The organism is Parasphingopyxis sp., from assembly GCF_028279465.1.
Classification (GTDB): domain Bacteria; phylum Pseudomonadota; class Alphaproteobacteria; order Sphingomonadales; family Sphingomonadaceae; genus Parasphingopyxis.
Window position 1 is genome coordinate 70,372 of the sequence record NZ_JANQNS010000003.1, and the last position, 19,124, is coordinate 89,495.

Sequence of the window (19,124 nt, forward strand, 5' to 3'; positions counted from 1 at the left end):
CCATGACCATCACCCGTTTCGCCCCCGCGCCGACCGGCCGCCTGCATGTCGGCAATATCCGCACCGCGCTGCACAACTGGCTCTTTACGCGCAAGCTTGGCGGGCGTTTCCTGCTGCGGCTTGACGATACGGATGCGGAACGCAGCAACGAGGACTATGTCGAAGCGATCCGCGCCGATCTCGCCTGGCTCGGACTCGATATCGATGGCGAGGAGCGGCAGTCCGAACGCTTCCACCGCTACGAGGCGGCGTTCGCGCGACTGCGCGATGCGGGGCGTATCTATCCGGCCTATGAAACCGCGCAGGAACTCGAGCTCAAGCGCAAGATTCTGCTTGGGCGGGGCAAGCCGCCAATCTATGATCGCGCGGCGCTTGATCTGACCAAGCAGCATATCGCCGATTTCGAAGCCGAGGGCCGGACGCCGCATTGGCGCTTCAAGCTCGATCATGATGCGCCGATCGAGTGGGACGATCTCATTCGCGGCCCGCAGCATTTCGATCCGGCGCTGCTCTCAGACCCGGTCATCCGGCGCGAGGACGGGAGCTGGCTCTATATGCTGCCGAGCGCCGTCGACGATGCCGAGATGGGCGTGACCCATGTCGTACGCGGCGAGGATCATGTGACGAATACGGGCCTGCAACTGCAGATGTTCGACGCGATGGGTGTGGCGGCCCCTACCTTTGCGCACGAGGCTTTGTTGGTCGGTAGCGAGGGCAAGCTTTCCAAGCGGCTGGGATCGCTAGGAGTCGAGGTGTTTCGCGAACAGGGGATCGAGCCGATGGCGGTCGTCTCGCTGCTCGCGCGGATCGGCACCAGCGACCCGGTCGAGCCCTTCACCGATGTTGCGCCGCTGATTGAGAGTTTCGATTTTGCGCGCTTCGGGCGGGCCCTGGCTCGGTTCGACAGCGAGGAGCTCGCCGCGCTCAACGCCAAGATCGTGCATCAGCTCGATTTCGCCGTGGTGACGGATCGCCTGCCGGACGGCATGGGCGCCGAGGGCTGGGAAGCGATCCGGCCCAATCTCGCCACCGTCGCCGAAGCCGCCGACTGGTGGCATGTCGTCGAAGGGCCAGTCGATTCGGTCGATTTCGATAAAGAGACGGCGGCCTTTCTCGATCAGGCAGCCGGACATGCTGCCGAACTCGATTGGTCGGACGCGGCATGGAAGAATCTCACCGGGCAACTCAAAGAGCAGACCGGCCGCAAGGGCAAGGCGCTGTTCCTGCCGCTCCGTCAGGCGCTGACCGGCCGCGATCATGGGCCGGAGATGGCCGCCCTGCTGCCGCTGATCGGCAAGGACCGTGCGATCGCGAGACTCAAGCGCGCACCTTAACCCGCGCGCTTGCGAAAATCGTGCGGTCTGGCAAAGCTCTTTCCGCAAAAAACTGAGGGGGAATCGGTATGGGCGCGATCCGGATGGACCGGCGGCAATTGTTGGGGGGTATCGGTGCGGGGCTCGCGCTCACGACATTGCCGGGCCGCGCGCTCGCCGCGTTGGATGGCGGCCCCAGCTGGCCAACGGTAGCCTCTTTCATACCGCGCTTCGTGTCCGAGCATTTCATCCCCGGCGCGCTGATCGCCTTGGGCAGGGGAGAGGAGGCCCCAGCCTATTTCGCCGACGGCACGGTGGCGCTGGATAGCGAAACGGCGGTGGATGCGGACACGCTGTGGCGCATCTATTCGATGACCAAGCCGATCACGGGCATCGCGACGATGATGCTGATCGAGGATGGCGTAATTGGCCTCGATCAGAATATCGCCGACTTCATTCCGGGCTTTGCCGAGCCGCGCGTGCTGACCGATCCCGACAACAGCCTCGACACGCGCGCCGCAAGCGGGCCGATCACGATCCGGCACCTGCTCACCCACACGGCCGGGCTCGGCTATACGATCGTCACCACCGGCCCGCTGCTCGCCGAATATCAGAGACTCGGGCTGGAGCCGGGCGTGATCATGCATGAAGCGCCCGAGGCCGTGGCGCATCGTCCGGATAGCCTCGAGGAGTTTGCGAACCGCCTCGCCACCCTGCCGATCATCGCTGATCCGGGCACCAAATGGAGCTATTCGGTATCCATCGACCTATTGGGGCGGATCATCGAGATCGCCTCTGGCGTGCCGTTCGAAGATTTTCTCACCCAGCGCCTGTTCGTGCCGCTCGGCATGACCGATACATTCTTTCAGGTGCCGGCGGAGAAAGAGAACCGGATGACGGCCAGCTACACGCTGCGAGAGGGTGATCTGGTGCAGGTCGATCCGGCTGAGAGCTCGGTCTATGCACTGCCGCCCCGCTATCCCTATGGCGGCGCCGGCCTCGTATCGAGCGCGCACGATTATGACCGCTTCCTCGCCATGCTGCTCGGCGAAGGCGCGCTCGGCGATGTGCGCGTGATGGAGACCGAAACCGCGCGGCTCGCCATGTCGGACCTGCTGCCGCCCGATATCGACAAGACGGCCATGTATTATGAATCGGGCTTCGGCGCGGGCGGGCGCGTGACGATCGAACCCGGTGCCGCCGGCGAGGGCGTCGGTACCTTTGGCTGGGGCGGCGCTGCCGGCACGGTCGCCTGGGTCGACCGCGCGAACAATCTGCGCGCATCGGGTTATGTCCAGAACCTGCCGAGCGAGATCACGCCGTTCCGCGCCGGGGTGCTCGGTTCGGTCTATGCGGATCTGCACGGCGCGCCGTAGCACGCGACCGCCGGGGTTGATCTGGCCGCCGCACTGAAGGATGAGGGCAGCGGATACCGCATCGCACAACGCAAAAGGACAGAGCGTGGCAGATAGCGACGACGAACATGGCCGGACCCTGAAGACGCCCGAAGAGCTGATCGGCAAATTGTGCGACCTGCTCACGGTCGAGGAGCTTGATACCGATCTCTATCGCGGCCCGCGCCTGCCGGGCGGTGTCGGGCGGGTGTTCGGCGGGCAGGTGATCGCCCAGGCGCTCGTCGCGGCCAATCATTCGGTCGATGACGAGCTCTGGGCCCATTCGCTCCACGCCTATTTCATGCGGCCCGGCAACGAGAATTACCCGATCATCTACCGGATCGAGAGGGACCGGGACGGGCGAAGTTTTTCGACGCGCCGGATCATCGCGCTGCAGCGTGGCAAGCCGATCCTCAATATGGCGGCCAATTATCAGCGCCCCGAAGAGGGGCTCGCGCATCAGTTCGACATGCCCGACGTGCCGGGTCCGGACGCGCTGCAGAGCGAGGCCGACTATTGGCGCGAGAATATCGAGCTGATCCCCGAGCCGTTCCGCAAGCGCATGCTGCGCCAGCGCTCGATCGAATTGCGCCCGGTCGAACGGCGCAATCCGGCCAAGCCGGAAAAGTCCGAACCGCGCAGCTATACCTGGTTCCGCGCCGTTGCGCCTATCGGCGACGATCACCGGCTGCATCAGGCGATCCTCGCCTATGCGTCGGACATGAGCCTGTTGGGCACGAGCACGCTCAAGCACGGGATCAGCTGGATGAAAGACCCGCTGCAAATGGCGAGCCTCGATCATTCGCTTTGGCTGCACGAGGAATTCCGAGCTGACGAATGGCTGCTCTACGCAACCGACTCGCCCTGGACGGGCCATGCGCGCGGCTTCAATCGCGGCCAGATTTTCACGCAGGATGGCCGGCTTGTCGCGAGTGCCGCGCAAGAAGGGCTGATGCGTCTGCGACGGCGGTAACACCCCGGAAACCGCAGTTTTCAACGGCTGCGGCGTGCGTCAGCTGACGCACCAACAGGCCCTCACCTACACTTTTGGCCCGAATTGGTGTATCTTCCTGAGATCGTTCACGTTCTTGGGAGAGAAGAAATGGGCGGCCATAACACACAAAAATCGGGTTATCTGAACCAGTCCCGGCACAGTTCGTCGGGGCTTGCCATCGTCATCGCATTGCACGGCGCGGCCTTGGCGGCGGCCTTTCTGGTCAAATCGGGCGTCGTGCCCGCGATTGTCGAGCCTGGGCCTATCGAGGTCGTCAATGTCGTCCCGTCCGCACCGCCGCCGGCGCAGCAGACTGATCCGATGGAGCCTGAAGTGAGACTGCCGAACACGCCGACGGTGAGCGATCCGATCGTCGATGTGCCGACATACTCATTGCCGCCGCTCGACATACCGCGCACGCCGGAAATTCCGCGCGGAGAAACCTTGCCGACCACGCCCGAAGCGATGCCCGATCCCGTAATCCGCACCGCGCGCTTTGCAAGCAGGGCCAATGTGCAGCCGCGCTATCCAAGCAGTCTGCTGCGGCAGGATGTCGAGGGCAGTTGTACGATCCGGGTGCGGATCGCGCCCAGCGGCCGGGTCGTCGAGGCCCGCCCGGTCAGCGCGACACATCCGGCCTTTTGCGATGCGACCGAACGGCAGGCGCTGCGCAACTGGCGGTTCGAACCGGCGACGCGGGACGGCGTCCCGATCGAGAGCTGGCAGGAGCATACCGTGGAGTTCAGGATCAGCTGAGCCGCTGAATCCGCTCGGCCTCTGGCGCTGGCGGCCAAGCTGCCCTATCTTGGACCGATGGTCATGCTTCCGCCCAAGCCGCGCATTATCGCCCGCGACGTCGCCTCCTTCTTCCGGCGGCGCGAGCGGCACAACTGGATCGCTCTGTTTTTCGCCGTCGCGATCCCCGTGGTGCTGATCGGCACTTTCGCGATGAGCAGCGAGACCGATGCCGAGCCGACCGGGCCCACCGTCATCTATGCCGAAGTCTGGGGATCGAACCGCACGGACGAGGAAATCATCGAGCGTCAGCGCGTCCTGGCGCTCGAAGAGAATGAACGCCGGGCGATATCGCGCCAACGCTTTCAGGAACTGGCCGAAGGCAGCGGCGTAGACTATGATCGCGAGGCGGCCGCCGAGGCGGATCGCATCACCGAGGAAAACCGCCGCAATCTGCTCCGCCCCGGCGAGCGGATGGACGGCATGACGCTGGAGACCGCAACTGACGAGCGTTGACGCGCGGTTCATGGCGTCCGCGATCGCGCTGTCCTGGCGCGGCCGGGGCCGCACGGCTCCCAACCCCAATGTCGGTTGTGTGATCGTCCGCGACGGGCGCGTCCTGTCGCGCGGCTGGACGCAGCCCGGTGGCCGGCCGCACGCCGAAGCGATGGCGCTGGAAGGCGTCGAAGCGACCGGCGCGGACGTTTATGTGACGCTCGAACCCTGCGCGCATGAAAGCAATCGCGGTCCGGCCTGTTCCGATCTGCTGGTTGACGCGCGGCCGGCCCGGGTCATTATCGCCGCGCGCGATCCCGACCCGCGCACCAACGGCAAAGGGATCGACCGGCTGCGCGCTGGGGGCATGGAGGTTATCGAAGATATGCTCGCCGAGGATGCGCGGCGGGCCATGGCGGGGTTCTTTATGCGCCAACAAAAGGGCCGCCCGCATGTCACGCTGAAACTCGCCACATCTCTGGATGGGCAGGTGGCGTTGCCCGACGGTTCGAGCCAGTGGATCACCGGCCCCGAAGCGCGCGCGCATGCGCATATCGAGCGCGCCATGGCCGATATGATCGTTGCCGGCCGGAGGACAGTCGAGGCCGACTCCCCGACACTCAATGTCCGCATCGAAGGGCTGGGCAACCGCGCTCCGAGCCGTGCGGTGTTGACCAGCGATGTCAGCAAGTTCGCGCAGTTGCGGCTGCAGGCGGAAACGCCGGCCTGGCGCCATCTCGAAAGCCCCGAGGCGATTGCGAACATGGAGGGCGTCGACCATGTCCTGGTCGAAGGCGGCGCGGGCGCGGCGGCAGCCTTTATCGCCGCCGGTCTCGTCGATCGGCTCCTACTGTACCGTGCGCCGATCCTGATCGGCACCGGCCTAAGCGCGCTCGGCGATATCGGACTGGCGCGGCTCGAAGATGCGCACGATCAATGGCAGCTCATCGAAACGCGCATGCTTGGCAAGGACCGGCTGGAGGTTTACGAGCGCGCCTGATGTTTACCGGAATCATCACCGATATCGGCACGATCGCGAAGGCCGAGCAGCGCGGCGATCTGAGGCTTGCCGTCCGCTGCGGCTACGATATGGTGACCGTCGATCTCGGCGCCTCGATAGCGTGCTCGGGCGTGTGCCTGACAGTGGTCGATAAGGGCGAAGACTGGTTCGCCGTCGATCTGTCGGCCGAGACCGTGTCGCGGACGGCGCAGGGCCAGTGGAACGAGGGCGGACGGCTCAATCTCGAACGCTCGCTCAAGCTCGGCGACGAAATGGGCGGCCATATCGTGACCGGCCATGTCGACGGGATCGGCGAAATCGTCTCAGCCGAGCCGGTCGGCGATTCGACGGAACTCGTGATCTGCGCGCCGGATGATCTGGCGAATCTGATCGCGCCGAAAGGATCGATCACGCTGGACGGCGTATCGCTGACGGTCAACGAAGTGCGCCATACTGGCGATGGCTGTCACTTCACGATCAACCTGATCCCGCATACCGCCGAGGTCACGACCTTCGATACGGTGGCCGCTGGCCGGCCGGTCAATATCGAGATCGATATATTGGCGCGCTATCTGGCGCGAATGACAGGAAGATAACATGCTCATGTGATTTTCGTGTTGTAAATCACACTACAGTGTGAAATACGGGGTGCATGTCTACACCGCTTATCGATAATATCCGCAGCCTCGTCACCTCGGGCGAGGCCAGCAAGGCCGGCTTGGCGCGCGCCGCCGGGCTCCACCCCAACTCCTTGCGCAAGCTCGATGACGATGACTGGAATCCGACCGCCGAGACGCTGCTCAAGCTCGAACGCTATCTGGTGACCGGCGGCGGGCAGGCGCTGGCGACGCCCGAAGAGATTATCGAAACGGCGCGCAACGGGCGCATGTTTATCCTGGTCGATGACGAGGACCGCGAAAATGAGGGCGATCTCGTGATTCCGGCGCAGATGGCGACGCCCGATGCGATCAACTTCATGGCCAAATATGGCCGCGGCCTGATCTGCCTCGCGCTGACCAAGGAACGCACCGAGGCTTTGGGCCTCGACCTCATGAGCCGCCACAACGGCACGCGGCATGAGACAGCTTTCACCGTGTCGATCGAGGCGAAGGACGGGGTAACGACCGGCATCTCGGCGGCGGACCGGGCGCGCACCGTATCGGTCGCGATCGATGGATCGAAGGGCAAGGAGGAGATCGTCACGCCCGGCCACGTCTTCCCGCTCGTCGCGCGACCCGGCGGTGTGCTTGTGCGCGCAGGCCATACCGAGGCGGCGGTCGATATCGCGCGGCTCGCCGGCCTCAATCCGAGCGGTGTGATTTGCGAGATCATGAACGAGGACGGCACGATGGCCCGGATGCCGGACCTGATGGCCTTCGCCCAGCTCCACAACCTGAAGATCGGCACGATCCGGGATCTGATCGCCTATCGCCGCAAGCATGACCATCTGGTCGAGAAAAAGGCCGAGGCGCCGTTCACGAGCCGCTGGGGCGGCGACTGGAAGGCGATGACTTTCTTCAATAAAGCAACGGGCACCGAGCAGGTCGCGCTGGTGAAGGGTCGCGTCGATCCGGAAAAGCCGACGCTTGTGCGCATGCACGCGCTCTCCGCCTTCACCGATGTGTTCGGCGAAGAGGGCGCGCGCGGCCAGATGCTCTCGCGCTCGATGGAGATTATCGGCGAGGAGGGCGCGGGCGTCGTCGTCGTGATCAATCGGACGATGCAGGGGGCGTTTACCAAGGCGTTGCTGCTCAAGACCGGCGAGGAGCGGCCGGACATGGAGGAGCTGCGCGACTATGGTGTCGGCGCGCAAATCCTTACCGAGCTCGGCGTGCATGAGATGATCCTCTTGACCAACACGCATCACAGTCTTGTAGGGCTCGACGCTTATGGGCTGTCGATCGTCGGCGAACGCGCCATCGATGTGGAGGGCGCATAATGGCGCATTTCCTGATCGTCGAAGCGCGCTTCTATGACCAGTTCAATGACTGGCTGATCGAGGGCGCTACGGCGGCGCTCGAGGCGGCGGGTCACATTCATGAGACGATCACCGTACCCGGCGCGCTCGAAATTCCGGGCGCCGTCGCGATGGCGGCGGAGACCGGCCGCTATGACGGCTTCGTCGCGATCGGCGTCGTCATCCGTGGCGAAACATATCATTTCGAAATCGTCGCCGGCGAAAGCGCGCGCGGCCTGATGGCGTTGACCATGGATGGGCTCGCCATCGGCAACGGTATCTTGACGGTCGAGAATGATGCGCAGGCGGAAGTCCGTGCGCGGCCCGACAAGAAGGACAAGGGCGGCGAAGCGGCCCAGGCGGCGATCGCGCTTCACGATCTTGGCCAGCGTTTCGCGTCCCGATGAAGGCGTTGCGTATCGTCGGTGTGCTGCTCGCGTTGTCGCTGATGCTGGGCGAGGCCTATCGCAGCTGGGGCGCGGGGCGGCCGGTCATGTTCTGGATGGACGATCAAATCATGGGCGCGATGCTGATCGCCGGTGCCCTGATGATGGCCCGGCCGACGCCGCTCCGTCACGCCTTTTTCGCCGCCGGCTGGGGCGTCAATGCGGGAATGCTCTACGGCAGTTTCTTCGGCAAGGTGTTCGCCCCCGAAACCAGCAATCCCGGCAATTTCGACATGGGCCTGCTGACGGCGTTGATCGGCCTTGCCTTTGTCACCGCGGTTGTCGGGATGATCGCGACCATCATGCTGGCGCGGACACGCCCACGCGCAAATTAGCGCATCAACGCTGCTATCGGACCTTGCCGACGCCCGGGATCACGGCGCCGACGCGTTTGCGATATTCGACATAGTGCTCACCGATATGCGCGATCAGGTCCTTCTCCTCATAACGCACTCCAATCGCGACATAGATAGACATGCCCACCGCAAACAGCAGATGGCCCTGGCTCATGTCCGGTGTCGCCCAGAAGGCCAGCAATATGCCGGTATAGATCGGATGGCGCACCAGCTTGTAGAAGAGCGGTGTGCGGAATTGCATTTCCGGCACGACCTTTCCGCGGAAATCGGCCCAGGCCTGATGCAGCCCGAACAGTTCGAAATGGCTGAGCAGCCAGGTCGCGATGAAGAGGATGACCCAGCCCGCGACGAACAGCGCCCACAACAATATCCGCAACCACTCTGCCTCTGCCGACCAGACCAACGGCGTGATGGGCCGCCATAACACGAAGATCGCGACGAGCACCGCCACCGTCGCCAGGACATAGAGGCTGCGTTCGATCGCGGCCGGCCAGAAGCGTGTCAGCCAGCTCTTGAACGCCGGGCGCGCCATGACGCTGTGCTGAATGCCGAACAGCGCGATGACGGCAAGATTGATGGCGATCGCCGTGCCGAGCGCGGCATCGGGTCCGACATCGATGCTGGGTAAGGCGGCGAGGCTGCCCAACCCGGTGAGGACGGCGGCTTCATCGAAGAGATTGCCGGTAAATCCGATCAGGTAGAGGAAGGAGAGGAAGAACAGCAGATAGCTGCCCACAGCAAAGCCCAGGCGCATAAGTCCCATGATTCCCTCCCCGGATTGTCGCGCCAGCGTATCATGCGGACGCTGGTGCAGCAATTCGAGGCGGCCGCGCCTCTACTCGGCGGCGACGCTTTCTTCCGCCTTGGGATAGTCGGTATAGCCCTTGGGCCCCGGCATGTACCAGGTCGGCGCATAGTCCCAGGCGCCCTTGTCCTCGGCGACGCCCTGCAACGGAATATCCTTGCGGAAACGCTCGACGAGGTCGGGGTTCGAGATAAACGGCCGGCCGAACGCGATCGCATCGGCCTTGCCCGTATCAAGATCGGCCTGGGCTTCGGCCTTGCCATAATCGGAGTTGAGCACGAGCGGCCCGTCGAACGCCTTGCGAATGACCGGCGATACTTTGGGCTGGTCGGTCTGACCGAACGTTCCGTTCGGGCCGGGTTCGCGCAGCTCCAGAAAAGCGATGCCGATATCGGAGAGCTTTTCGGCGGCGAGTCCGAACACCGTATCGGGATCGCTGTCAAAGGCGCCCTGGGTTTCGCCATTGGGGGAGAGGCGCACGGCGGTCCGACCCGCGCCGATCTCGGCGGCGATGGCGCGTGCAATCTCGTCCAGAAGGCGCGTGCGGTTGTCGGGCGATCCGCCATACTCATCATCGCGCAGATTGGTGTTTTCGCGCAGGAACTGATCGATCAGATAGCCATTGGCGCTGTGGATCTGCACGCCGTCGAAGCCGGCGGCCATCGCGTTGGCGGCGGCCTTGCGATAATCGTCGATAATGTCCGGGATTTCGCCGATATCGAGCGCGCGGGCTTCGGCATACTCCTTCTTGCTGCCATCGGGCGCATAGGCGTGCCCTGGGGCGGTTGTTGCCGATGCAGACACCGGCTGTTCGCCATCCAGATAATCGGGGTGGACGAGGCGGCCCATATGCCAGAGCTGCAGGATGATGCGCCCGCCCGCGTCATGCACGCCGCCGGTCACCTCTTTCCAGCCTTCGACCTGCTCTTCGCTCCAAACGCCGGGCGCCGCCGGCCAGCCCAAGCCTTGCCGGCTGATGCCCGTCGCCTCGGTGATGATCAGCCCGGCGCCGGCGCGCTGCGTATAATATTCCGCCATCAACGCGTTCGGCACACTGTCGCCGGTCGCGCGACCGCGGGTCAGCGGCGCCATGAGAATGCGATTGGGCGCTTCGATGGCGCCGAGCGTGATGGGATCGAAGAGTGAAGGCATGGATGCAATATCCCCTGATGGTTGGCCGGTATTTTGTCGCGATAGACATAAGGCCTGGAGCGTATTCGGCCAGAGGCGGGCAGCCAAACTTTTCTAGACGCCCGTAAAGTTTCGCGGGCGCATACCCCGGCATTGGCGTTGGTCGGCAATCACCCTATATCGGCGACCATGGCCGAAGCATTACGATCAGACCCGACGCTCGACGAAATCCGCAGCCATCTCGCGCCGGTAGTCGCCGGTCATGCGGCATTCGATGGGTGGACGGACGAGGCGGTCGAACGCGCAGCAAGCGAGTTCGATATCGACCCCGGCGCCGCCCGCCTCGCCTTTCCCGATGGTGCGACCGATATGATCGATGCCTGGTTCGCGTATGTCGATGCGGAGATGGCCGCATCCTTCACGGCCGAAGAGCTGGAGGCGATGCCGGTGCACAAGCGGATTCGCGCCGCGATCCTCAAGCGCCTCGATATCGTGCGGCCGCATAAAGAGGCGTTGCGCCGGGCTATCGCGATACTTGCGATGCCGCAGAATGTACCGCTCGCGGGCCGGCTCGGCTGGCGATCGGCGGATGCGATGTGGCGGCTGGCCGGCGATACGGCGACCGATTTCAACCATTATTCGAAGCGCACCATTCTTGGCGGCGTTTACGGTTCGACGATCCTCGCCTGGATGGACGATGAGAGCGAGGAGGATGCCGATACGACCGCCTTTCTCGATCGCCGCCTTGGCAATGTCGCCCAGTTCGAGAAGCTGAAGAAGAAGTTCCGCGGCGATCCGGACCGCCGGTTCAGTGTCAGCCGGTTCCTCGGGCGGCTGCGCTATCCGGGCCGCTGACAGGACGCGCGAATAACACCCAGTTCGCGTGCGGCCCACGCTTGTCGTAGCCCGGCCTCTTTTCTAAGCCATACGCAAACAACCGCCGTGAGACTCGGCGATACCGCATTCACAGGAGACGAAGACATGGCGGGCAGCGTCAACAAGGTAATCCTGATCGGCAATCTCGGGCGCGATCCCGAGACGCGTACGTTCAACAATGGCGGCAAGGTCTGCAATCTGCGGATCGCGACCTCGGAAAGCTGGAAGGACAGGCAGACCGGCGAACGCCGCGAACGGACCGAATGGCACAGCGTGGCGATCTTTTCGGAGGGACTGGCCGGCGTCGCCGAACGCTATCTGCGCAAAGGCAGCAAGGTCTATATCGAAGGCCAGCTCCGCACCCGCAAATGGCAGGACCAGTCCGGCAACGACCGTTATTCGACCGAGGTCGTCATCGACGGCTTCAACGGCAGCATGACGATGCTCGACGGTCGTGGTGACAGCGGTGGTGGTGGTTCGGGCGGCGATAACTGGGGCGGTTCGGGCGGTAATGACGGCGGCTATGGTGGTGGCCAGTCTTCGGGTTCGAGCCCGGCGGGCGGCGCGTTCGACGACGATCTCGACGACGACGTTCCGTTTTAAAAGCAGGCTATATTTGTCAGACTCAACCTGTCGGTTGAGCGCGGCACAAGCCCACTCCCCCTCCCGGCCTCCCACAGGGTACGATGAAAGGGAGGCCGGGAGGGGGAGTGGGCTGGTGCCGCGACGTAGCGATAGCAACATTCTGACAGATAAATCCCGGCCGACCTATTCGCCCTTGGCCGCGAGCTGATCGCGCAGGCCTTTCAGCGCACCGAACGGTCCAGCCTCTTCTTCGCTGAGTACGCCCGCCTCGCGTAGCGCTTCGTCCGCATTGGCGCCGCGCGGAAACGGGTCGAGCGCGAGCGCCATGGTCTGCGCCGCTGCCTCGCCGAGATCGATCGCGCCGTCCGAATAGGTGAGCGTCTCGCACTCTTCCGAACTGAGTTCGATTTCTTCCTCATCCGCCGGTGCGTGCTCAGGAATGAAGCGCAGCTCGAAGGCTTCGGCGATCGTCTCCCGTACGGCATCGCCCGTCACGACGCAGCTTTGCACGATCTCGGCATCGACCGTGCCTTTCGCGAAGATCGCATTGCCGTCCCTATGGACGTCCGCATGTGCCGAGAGGCGCGCGATCGATTGCAAGGCGAAGCGCTCGGCGAGCGCAGCGCATTCCGCATCGCTGGCGGCGATGTCATGGCGCGCCGCGCCGTTGCCAATCGAGTCGATGGCGATGCGCCGCGAAAATTCCGGTTCCGCCGTCATGCAAGGTCCGGCAACGCGCCGCTGGCGACAGCCGCGGCTGGCTCATCCGCCAACGCCGCAATGAAGCGTCGCAGCCGGTTGACTGTATAGTCGACTTCGCCATCCGCCGGATCAACGCCGCGATAGAGATTGCGGCGCAACGCGCCATGGGCGTCGCCATCACCGCCGAAACCGTCCCGATAGGCGGTTAGGCGGCCGCCCAGTGCGCCCATCATCTTGCCGATATGCTTGCCGACAACGATATCGCCAATGCCGAGTTCGCGCAGCTGGCCGTCCATATCCTCGATGAACAATTCCGCGAGCAGGGCGCTCTCCGAGGCATGCGTCTCCCCCTCGCTTTCCAGGCGCAGCAAGACGGCGGAAAGAATCGCGGCGATCATGTCGAACCGGCCATCCTGCGTGTCGGGCACGCCGCCCTGCGCATACCATTGCGGATCGCGCCCGTGCGTCACGATGGCGCGATACAGTGGAACCATCGTGTCGCGCGGTCGGCTGCTGCTGAAAAACCGGCTGAATATTGACATGGCGTTCGTCTGTCGTTCCTGCGATGTGGCCTTGCTATCATGGGCCCCTTCCGCATATTGAGAGCCGGACATGAAGTTGCAATGCCGGCTGTACGGGTATTGCGCGTAAGGAGACTGAAATGCCCCGGAAAACCCGGCGCCTGCCTGCCCTTGCAAGCGTTGCCGCGCTGTTCGCGACCGGCATGCTCGCCAGCGGCTGTGCGCAAATCCGCACCCATCAGGGCTATCTTGGCGAGGCGATTCTGATCCAGTCGATACAGCCCGGCGTCGACAATCGCGCTTCGGTGCAGGCGACTCTAGGTCGTCCGACATTCACTAGCCAGTTTACCGGCGCCAACGAAACGCCGACTTGGTACTATATTTCGCGCGATTCACGGCAGCTGGCCTTTGCCCGTCCGCGCCCGGTCGATCAGATGATCCTGGCCGTGCGCTTTGCTGGAGACGGCAATGTGGCGTCTGTCGACGTCATGGGGATGGAGCAGGTCGCTTCGATCAGCCCGTCGGGCGACGAAACCCCGACCCTGGGCCGCAACCGCGGCTTCTTCGACGAGCTTTTCGGCAATATCGGCCGCGTAGGCAGCGTCAGCCAGGGCGGCGGCACGGCGGATAATCCGGGCGGATAGGTTCTTCGTCAGAATTTTCCTTGCAGAAAATCGCGGCACCACCGGCCCACTCCCCCTCCCGGCCTCCCATTCATTGTACCTTATGGGAGGCCGGGAGGGGGAGTGGGCCGGTGCCGCGCCTGAGCGAAGCGAAGGTCTGATAGATCAGCGCGCGATTCCGCCTGCAGCGAGGACCGCGAGCGTGACCAGTTCGCTGGCTGTGGCGGACATCGTCGCGATCTGGACCGGGCTCGCCATGCCGACGAGCATCGGCCCGACCACCGCATCGCCGCCCAGTTCGCGCAGCAGTTTCGCCGACAGGTTCGCCGATTGCAGGCCGGGCATGACAAGCACGTTGGCCGGCTCGGACAGGCGGCTGAACGGATAGCTTTTCATGAGCTGCGGATTGAGGGCGACATCGGGCGCCATCTCGCCCTCATATTCGAAGCTCACGCCGCGCGCGTCGAGCAGCGCGACAGCGGCCCGGATATTTTCGAGCCAGTTGCCTGGAGGATTGCCGAAGGTTGAATAGGAGAGAAAGGCGACGCGCGGTTCATGGCCCATGCGGCGGGCGACGGCAGCGGTCTGCTCGGCGATATCGGCGAGCAATTCGGGCGAGGGGCGCTCGTTGATCGTCGTATCCGCCATGAAAACGTTGTGATTGCGCCCCACCAGCATATGGATGCCGAACGGCCGGCGCCCGGCGACCGGATCGATCACCTTCATGACCTGGCTGAGGGACTGGCTGAACTGCCGTGTGACGCCGGTGATCATCACATCGGCCTCGCCGAGCGCGAGCAGCAGCGCGCCGAAGATATTGCGGTCGTTATTGACGAGGCGCTCGCAGTCGCGGCGCAAAAAGCCGCGTCGCTGCAGCCGGTCGTAGAGGAAATCCACCATCTGCGGCACGAGCGGCGACTTGCGGCTATTGTGATATTCGAAGCTTTCGGGCTCATCGACGCCCAGTTCGCGCAACCGGTCCGGCACATCGTCGCGGCCGACCAGCACCGGAATACCGTAGCCGCCATCGTGGAACTGGATAGCGGCGCGCAGCACGACCTCTTCCTCGCCCTCGGCGAAAACCACGCGTCGCGGCTGGGCTCGCGCCTGCTCATAGGCGAGCGTCAGGACCGAATTGGTAGGATTGAGCCGTGATTTCAGGGAGTGGCGATAATCCTCCATGTCGAGGATCGGCTGCCGGGCAACGCCTGAGTCCATCGCCGCCTTGGCGACGGCCGGCGACACGATCTCCATGAGGCGCGGATCGAAGGGCGCGGGGATAATGTAATCCGGCCCGAAACTGTGCGATTTGCCATAGGCGGCCGCGACCTCTTCGGGCACCTGCTGGCGCGCCAACGCGGCCAGGGCTTCCGCTGCCGCGATCTTCATCTCGTCATTGATCGTCGTCGCGCGGACATCGAGCGCACCGCGGAAGATGAAGGGAAAGCCGAGCACATTGTTGACCTGGTTCGGATAGTCGGAGCGGCCCGTGGCGATGATTGCGTCGGGCCGGACGGCCTTGGCGTCTTCAGGCGTGATCTCGGGATCGGGATTGGCCATGGCGAAAATGATCGGCTTCTCGCCCATCGATTTCACCATCTCCTGATCGACGACGCCGGCGACAGACAGGCCGAGAAAGATGTCGGCACCCTCCATCGCCTCGCGCAGCGTGCGTTTGTCGGTCGGTGCGGCATGGGCGGATTTCCACTGGTCCATCGCCTCTTCGCGGCCCTGATAGATAACGCCCTTGGAATCGCACATGAGTACGCGATCGCTCGGTGCGCCCATCGCCTTGATCAGTTCGGTGCAGGCGATGGCGGCAGCGCCGGCGCCGGACACGACCATATCGACATCGGTAATATCGCGCCCGGTGAGGTGTAGCGCGTTGATCACGCCAGCAGCGGCGATGATCGCTGTGCCGTGCTGATCGTCGTGGAAGACCGGGATGTTCATCCGTTCGCGCAGCGTCTGCTCGATAATGAAACAGGCCGGCGCGCCGATATCTTCGAGGTTTATGCCGCCAAAGCTCGGTTCCATGATCTCGACCGCGCTGATGAACTTGTCGACATCCTCGGTGGCGAGCTCGATATCGATCGAATCGACATCGGCGAAGCGTTTGAAGAGTACGGCCTTACCTTCCATCACGGGCTTGGAAGCGAGCGCGCCGAGATTACCGAGGCCGAGAATCGCCGTGCCGTTCGACACGACAGCGACGAGATTGCCTTTGGCGGTATAATCATAGGCCGTGGCCGGATCCTCGGCGATCGCTTTCACGGGAACCGCGACGCCGGGCGAGTAAGCCAGGCTCAGGTCGCGCTGCGTCGCCATCGGCTTGGTCGCGACGATCTCGATCTTGCCGGGCCGCTCATGCGCATGGAACAGCAGCGCCTCGCGTTCCGAAAATTCGACATTGCTGTGGTCGCTCATCGCTTTCCTCTGTGGATGATCCAGTGGATAAATGGGCGCGCCTGCCCGATCGCCTTTTGAGGCATGGCGGCGGCTGCGGCAAGACGCTATCCCGGTATTCGACATGGCGACCAAGGCGAAAAAGAAACAGGCGGCGAAGGGCGGTCCGACCCCGATGATGGCGCAATATCTGGCGCTCAAGGAGAGCGTGCCGGATTGCCTCCTCTTCTACCGCATGGGCGATTTCTTCGAGCTGTTTTTCGACGACGCCAAAGCGGCCGCCGCAACGCTCGATATCGCGCTGACATCGCGCGGCGAACATGAGGGCGAGCCGATCCCGATGTGCGGCGTCCCGGCGCACAGCCATGAGGCCTATCTCGCGCGGCTGATCAAGGCCGGCCATCGCGTCGCCATCGCCGAGCAGACCGAGTCGCCGGAGGAGGCGAAGAAGCGCGCCAAGGAAGAGGGAAGGGCGTCGAAAGCGCTGGTCGGGCGCGCCATCGTGCGCGTCGTTACGGCCGGCACGCTGACCGAGGAAACGCTGCTCGATGCGAGAGCGGAGAATTGGCTGGTCGCGGCGACCGAGACCGGCGACAAGATCGGCATCGCGGCGGCCGATATTTCGACCGGCCGCTTCGTCCTGTCGGCTGCCGCCCCCGATATGCTCGACGCAGAGCTCGCGCGATTGTCGGCGGCCGAACTGATCGTGCCGGAGAATTTTTCGAACGCGCCGGAACATGCGCAGCTTTGCCCGAAGAGCGATTTCAGCAGCATCGCTGCGGAGAAACGGCTGAAATCCCTGTTCGGCGTGGCGACGCTCGACGGGTTCGGCGATTTCGACCGGGCGGAGCTTGCCGCGGCGGGCGGGCTGCTCGCCTATCTCGAAACCGCCGGACAGGGCGATTTGCCGTTCCTGCAGCCGCCGCAGCGCCATCGCACCGGCGATCATATGCTGATCGATTCCGCGACGCGCGAAAGCCTCGAACTGACCCAGGCGACGAGCGGCGGGCGCGCGGGCAGCTTGCTCGGTTGTATCGACCAGACGGTGAGCGGTGCGGGCGCGCGCTTACTCGCTGCCGATATCGCCGCGCCGCTTACTGCGCGGGAGGCGATTACCGCCCGTCTCGATCTGGTTGCACTGTTCGAACGTGATGCAGGACAGCGGGAGGAGTTGCGCGTCGCGCTCAAGGCACTGCCCGATATCGGGCGGGCGCTTGGCCGCCTCGTGGCAGGACGCAGCACGCCGCGCGATCTCGGCCTGTTGCGCGACGGGCTTTCCGCGGCGCGCGATCTCCATATGCGCCTGTCGCAGACCGAAGAGGCGCCTGCGTTGCTCACTAAGCTGCTCCCCGCGCTGACCGGCCATGGCCGGCTAACCGACCATCTCTTCCGCGCGCTCGTTCCGGAACCGCCGATCGACGCCGCGAAGGGCGGCTATATCGCAGAAGGCTATGACGCGGCGCTCGACGATTTGCGCGAAACAGCGGGTGCCGGGCGTAAGGCCATTGCCGCCCTCGAAGCGCGCTATCGCGAGACCACCGGCATTCAGAGCCTCAAAATCAAGCACAATAATGTGCTCGGCTATCATATCGAAGTGCCGTCGAAACATGCCGATCCGCTGATGAGCGCCGATTCAGGCTTTACCCATCGCCAGACTCTTGCCGGCGTTGTGCGCTTCAACGCGCCCGATCTCCACGACGAGGCCCAGCGGGTCATTCAGGCCGGCGCGCATGCGCTGGCGGCCGAAGCCGCGCATCTTGAAGACCTGATCGCGACAACGTTGGCGGACAAGGACCGGATCGCTGCAACGGCCGATGCGCTCGCGCGGCTCGATGTTGCCTCGGCGCTGGCCGAGCAGGCGGCGCTGGGCGGCTGGACGCGGCCCAAGCTCGCCGATCATGCCTGTTTCCGGATCGAAGGCGGCCGCCACCCGGTCGTCGAACGCGCCGTCGAACAGCAAGGCGAGCGGTTCGTCGCCAATGATTGTAGCCTTTCGCCAGAAAAACGGCTCTGGCTCGTGACCGGCCCGAATATGGGCGGCAAGTCGACTTTTCTCCGCCAGAATGCGTTGATCGCCGTGCTTGCGCAGGCGGGCAGCTATGTGCCCGCCGCGTCGGCGGAACTCGGGATCGTTGATAAGCTCTTTTCGCGCGTCGGCGCTTCGGACAATCTGGCGCGCGGCCGGTCGACCTTCATGGTGGAAATGGTCGAGACCGCCGCGATCCTCGCCCAGGCGACCGAAAACAGCCTTGTCATCCTCGACGAAGTCGGGCGCGGCACGTCCACCTATGACGGTCTCGCCATCGCATGGGCCGTGGTCGAAACCGTCCATGATGCGAACCGCTGCCGCTGCCTGTTTGCGACGCACTATCATGAGCTGACGCGTCTCGCCGAAAGGCTCGACGCGCTCTCCCTGCATCATGTCCGGGCGCGCGAATGGAAGGGCGATCTCGTATTGCTGCACGAACTGGCCGATGGACCGGCGGACCGCAGCTATGGGCTGGCCGTTGCCAAGCTCGCCGGACTGCCGAAAGACACGGTCGCGCGTGCCAAATCGGTTCTGAGCAAGCTTGAAGCCGGGCGCGCATCGACCGGCGGGCTGGCCGCGGGCCTTGACGACCTGCCGCTGTTCACCGCGGACGTCGCGCAGGAAGAGGATTTGGTTGACCCGCTGCGCGAGGCGCTGGAGGCCATTCACGCCGACGATCTCAGCCCGCGCGAGGCGCTCGATCTCGTCTATGGGCTCAAACGGCTGGCGGACGAAGCTGACGACGCCTAGATTGGG

Annotated in this window: 19 protein-coding genes; 14 read left to right on the plus strand and 5 right to left on the minus strand. The window is 64.1% G+C overall.

All coding sequences use genetic code 11. The annotated features are described in order from the left end of the window. Positions 1-2 precede the first annotated feature (2 nt). The 10 genes from gltX to Q0974_RS01365 all read left to right on the plus strand — a co-directional run bounded on the left by gltX (position 3) and on the right by Q0974_RS01365 (position 8,669). Entirely contained in the window at positions 3-1,334 is a 1,332-nt protein-coding gene (gltX, locus tag Q0974_RS01320) for a glutamate--tRNA ligase (protein WP_299321700.1), read from the plus strand. Positions 1,335-1,402: 68 nt separating this feature from the next. Beyond that, positions 1,403-2,689, plus strand: a complete 1,287-nt coding sequence (locus Q0974_RS01325) for a serine hydrolase (RefSeq protein ID WP_299321702.1) — start codon at positions 1,403-1,405, stop codon at positions 2,687-2,689. A 118-nt stretch (positions 2,690-2,807) separates the two neighbouring features. Further along, the gene (locus Q0974_RS01330; protein ID WP_299322133.1) at positions 2,808-3,680 is read left to right on the plus strand and encodes an acyl-CoA thioesterase II; all 873 of its coding nucleotides are present in this window, start codon (positions 2,808-2,810) and stop codon (positions 3,678-3,680) included. A 129-nt stretch (positions 3,681-3,809) separates the two neighbouring features. Further along, a complete protein-coding gene (locus tag Q0974_RS01335; protein ID WP_299321704.1) occupies positions 3,810-4,457 on the plus strand; it encodes an energy transducer TonB in 648 nt (215 codons plus the stop codon). Between the two features lie 57 nt (positions 4,458-4,514). Further along, positions 4,515-4,952, plus strand: coding sequence for a hypothetical protein (locus tag Q0974_RS01340; protein ID WP_299321706.1), 438 nt, complete (start codon positions 4,515-4,517; stop codon positions 4,950-4,952). 10 nt (positions 4,953-4,962) lie between these two features. Continuing rightward, a complete protein-coding gene (gene ribD, locus Q0974_RS01345) occupies positions 4,963-5,931 on the plus strand; it encodes a bifunctional diaminohydroxyphosphoribosylaminopyrimidine deaminase/5-amino-6-(5-phosphoribosylamino)uracil reductase RibD (protein WP_299321708.1) in 969 nt (322 codons plus the stop codon). Further along, complete coding sequence (locus tag Q0974_RS01350; RefSeq protein WP_299321710.1) at positions 5,931-6,527, plus strand: riboflavin synthase; 597 nt, start codon at positions 5,931-5,933, stop codon at positions 6,525-6,527. Before ribD ends, Q0974_RS01350 begins: the two co-directional genes overlap by 1 nt. 56 nt (positions 6,528-6,583) lie before the next feature. Then, complete coding sequence (gene ribB / locus Q0974_RS01355) at positions 6,584-7,870, plus strand: 3,4-dihydroxy-2-butanone-4-phosphate synthase (RefSeq protein ID WP_299321712.1); 1,287 nt, start codon at positions 6,584-6,586, stop codon at positions 7,868-7,870. Continuing rightward, positions 7,870-8,295, plus strand: coding sequence for a 6,7-dimethyl-8-ribityllumazine synthase (gene ribH / locus Q0974_RS01360; protein WP_299321714.1), 426 nt, complete (start codon positions 7,870-7,872; stop codon positions 8,293-8,295). The genes ribB and ribH overlap by 1 nt, the downstream gene beginning before the upstream one ends. Beyond that, positions 8,292-8,669, plus strand: a complete 378-nt coding sequence (locus Q0974_RS01365) for a hypothetical protein (protein ID WP_299321716.1) — start codon at positions 8,292-8,294, stop codon at positions 8,667-8,669. The genes ribH and Q0974_RS01365 overlap by 4 nt, the downstream gene beginning before the upstream one ends. A 13-nt stretch (positions 8,670-8,682) precedes the next feature. Here the strand turns inward: Q0974_RS01365 and mddA are convergent, their stop codons facing one another. Both mddA and Q0974_RS01375 read right to left on the minus strand, forming a co-directional pair. Further along, positions 8,683-9,453, minus strand: a complete 771-nt coding sequence (mddA, locus tag Q0974_RS01370) for a methanethiol S-methyltransferase (RefSeq protein ID WP_299321717.1) — start codon at positions 9,451-9,453, stop codon at positions 8,683-8,685. A 72-nt stretch (positions 9,454-9,525) separates the two neighbouring features. Next, on the minus strand, positions 9,526-10,647 hold the full coding sequence (locus Q0974_RS01375) for an alkene reductase (protein ID WP_299321719.1): 1,122 nt from the start codon (positions 10,645-10,647) through the stop codon (positions 9,526-9,528). Between the two features lie 168 nt (positions 10,648-10,815). Here Q0974_RS01375 and Q0974_RS01380 point away from each other — a divergent pair, with 168 nt between their 5' ends. Both Q0974_RS01380 and ssb read left to right on the plus strand, forming a co-directional pair. Next, complete coding sequence (locus Q0974_RS01380) at positions 10,816-11,481, plus strand: COQ9 family protein (protein WP_299321722.1); 666 nt, start codon at positions 10,816-10,818, stop codon at positions 11,479-11,481. Positions 11,482-11,607: 126 nt separating this feature from the next. Next, positions 11,608-12,105, plus strand: a complete 498-nt coding sequence (ssb, locus tag Q0974_RS01385; protein WP_299321725.1) for a single-stranded DNA-binding protein — start codon at positions 11,608-11,610, stop codon at positions 12,103-12,105. Between the two features lie 165 nt (positions 12,106-12,270). Here ssb and Q0974_RS01390 read toward each other — a convergent pair whose 3' ends face one another. Both Q0974_RS01390 and Q0974_RS01395 read right to left on the minus strand, forming a co-directional pair. After that, positions 12,271-12,807, minus strand: a complete 537-nt coding sequence (locus tag Q0974_RS01390) for a DUF177 domain-containing protein (protein ID WP_299321728.1) — start codon at positions 12,805-12,807, stop codon at positions 12,271-12,273. Next, positions 12,804-13,331 (minus strand): ubiquinol-cytochrome C chaperone family protein, encoded by a 528-nt coding sequence (locus Q0974_RS01395; RefSeq protein WP_299321729.1) that lies wholly within the window; start codon positions 13,329-13,331, stop codon positions 12,804-12,806. Before Q0974_RS01395 ends, Q0974_RS01390 begins: the two co-directional genes overlap by 4 nt. Before the next feature lie 182 nt (positions 13,332-13,513). Between Q0974_RS01395 and bamE the strand changes: the two genes are divergently transcribed. After that, positions 13,514-13,954 carry an outer membrane protein assembly factor BamE gene (bamE, locus tag Q0974_RS01400; protein ID WP_299322135.1) on the plus strand — a complete coding sequence of 147 codons (441 nt, stop codon included), beginning with the start codon at positions 13,514-13,516 and terminating at the stop codon, positions 13,952-13,954. 144 nt (positions 13,955-14,098) lie between these two features. On the opposite strand, the gene Q0974_RS01405 is transcribed toward bamE, so the two are convergent. Further along, positions 14,099-16,360 (minus strand): NADP-dependent malic enzyme, encoded by a 2,262-nt coding sequence (locus tag Q0974_RS01405; protein WP_299321731.1) that lies wholly within the window; start codon positions 16,358-16,360, stop codon positions 14,099-14,101. A 103-nt stretch (positions 16,361-16,463) separates the two neighbouring features. On the opposite strand from Q0974_RS01405, the gene mutS reads away from it, so the two are divergent. Then, complete coding sequence (gene mutS / locus Q0974_RS01410; protein WP_299321734.1) at positions 16,464-19,118, plus strand: DNA mismatch repair protein MutS; 2,655 nt, start codon at positions 16,464-16,466, stop codon at positions 19,116-19,118. The last annotated feature ends 6 nt before the right edge of the window (positions 19,119-19,124 follow it).

Coding starts and splice junctions, on each gene's coding strand:
- gltX (WP_299321700.1), top strand. CDS start 3: ATGACCATCACCCGTTTCGCCCCCGCGCCGACCGGCCGCCTGCATGTC.
- Q0974_RS01325 (WP_299321702.1), top strand. CDS start 1,403: ATGGGCGCGATCCGGATGGACCGGCGGCAATTGTTGGGGGGTATCGGT.
- Q0974_RS01335 (WP_299321704.1), top strand. CDS start 3,810: ATGGGCGGCCATAACACACAAAAATCGGGTTATCTGAACCAGTCCCGG.
- Q0974_RS01340 (WP_299321706.1), top strand. CDS start 4,515: ATGGTCATGCTTCCGCCCAAGCCGCGCATTATCGCCCGCGACGTCGCC.
- ribD (WP_299321708.1), top strand. CDS start 4,963: ATGGCGTCCGCGATCGCGCTGTCCTGGCGCGGCCGGGGCCGCACGGCT.
- Q0974_RS01350 (WP_299321710.1), top strand. CDS start 5,931: ATGTTTACCGGAATCATCACCGATATCGGCACGATCGCGAAGGCCGAG.
- ribB (WP_299321712.1), top strand. CDS start 6,584: ATGTCTACACCGCTTATCGATAATATCCGCAGCCTCGTCACCTCGGGC.
- ribH (WP_299321714.1), top strand. CDS start 7,870: ATGGCGCATTTCCTGATCGTCGAAGCGCGCTTCTATGACCAGTTCAAT.
- Q0974_RS01365 (WP_299321716.1), top strand. CDS start 8,292: ATGAAGGCGTTGCGTATCGTCGGTGTGCTGCTCGCGTTGTCGCTGATG.
- mddA (WP_299321717.1), bottom strand. CDS start 9,453: ATGGGACTTATGCGCCTGGGCTTTGCTGTGGGCAGCTATCTGCTGTTC.
- Q0974_RS01375 (WP_299321719.1), bottom strand. CDS start 10,647: ATGCCTTCACTCTTCGATCCCATCACGCTCGGCGCCATCGAAGCGCCC.
- Q0974_RS01380 (WP_299321722.1), top strand. CDS start 10,816: ATGGCCGAAGCATTACGATCAGACCCGACGCTCGACGAAATCCGCAGC.
- ssb (WP_299321725.1), top strand. CDS start 11,608: ATGGCGGGCAGCGTCAACAAGGTAATCCTGATCGGCAATCTCGGGCGC.
- Q0974_RS01390 (WP_299321728.1), bottom strand. CDS start 12,807: ATGACGGCGGAACCGGAATTTTCGCGGCGCATCGCCATCGACTCGATT.
- Q0974_RS01395 (WP_299321729.1), bottom strand. CDS start 13,331: ATGTCAATATTCAGCCGGTTTTTCAGCAGCAGCCGACCGCGCGACACG.
- bamE (WP_299322135.1), top strand. CDS start 13,514: ATGCTCGCCAGCGGCTGTGCGCAAATCCGCACCCATCAGGGCTATCTT.
- Q0974_RS01405 (WP_299321731.1), bottom strand. CDS start 16,360: ATGAGCGACCACAGCAATGTCGAATTTTCGGAACGCGAGGCGCTGCTG.
- mutS (WP_299321734.1), top strand. CDS start 16,464: ATGGCGACCAAGGCGAAAAAGAAACAGGCGGCGAAGGGCGGTCCGACC.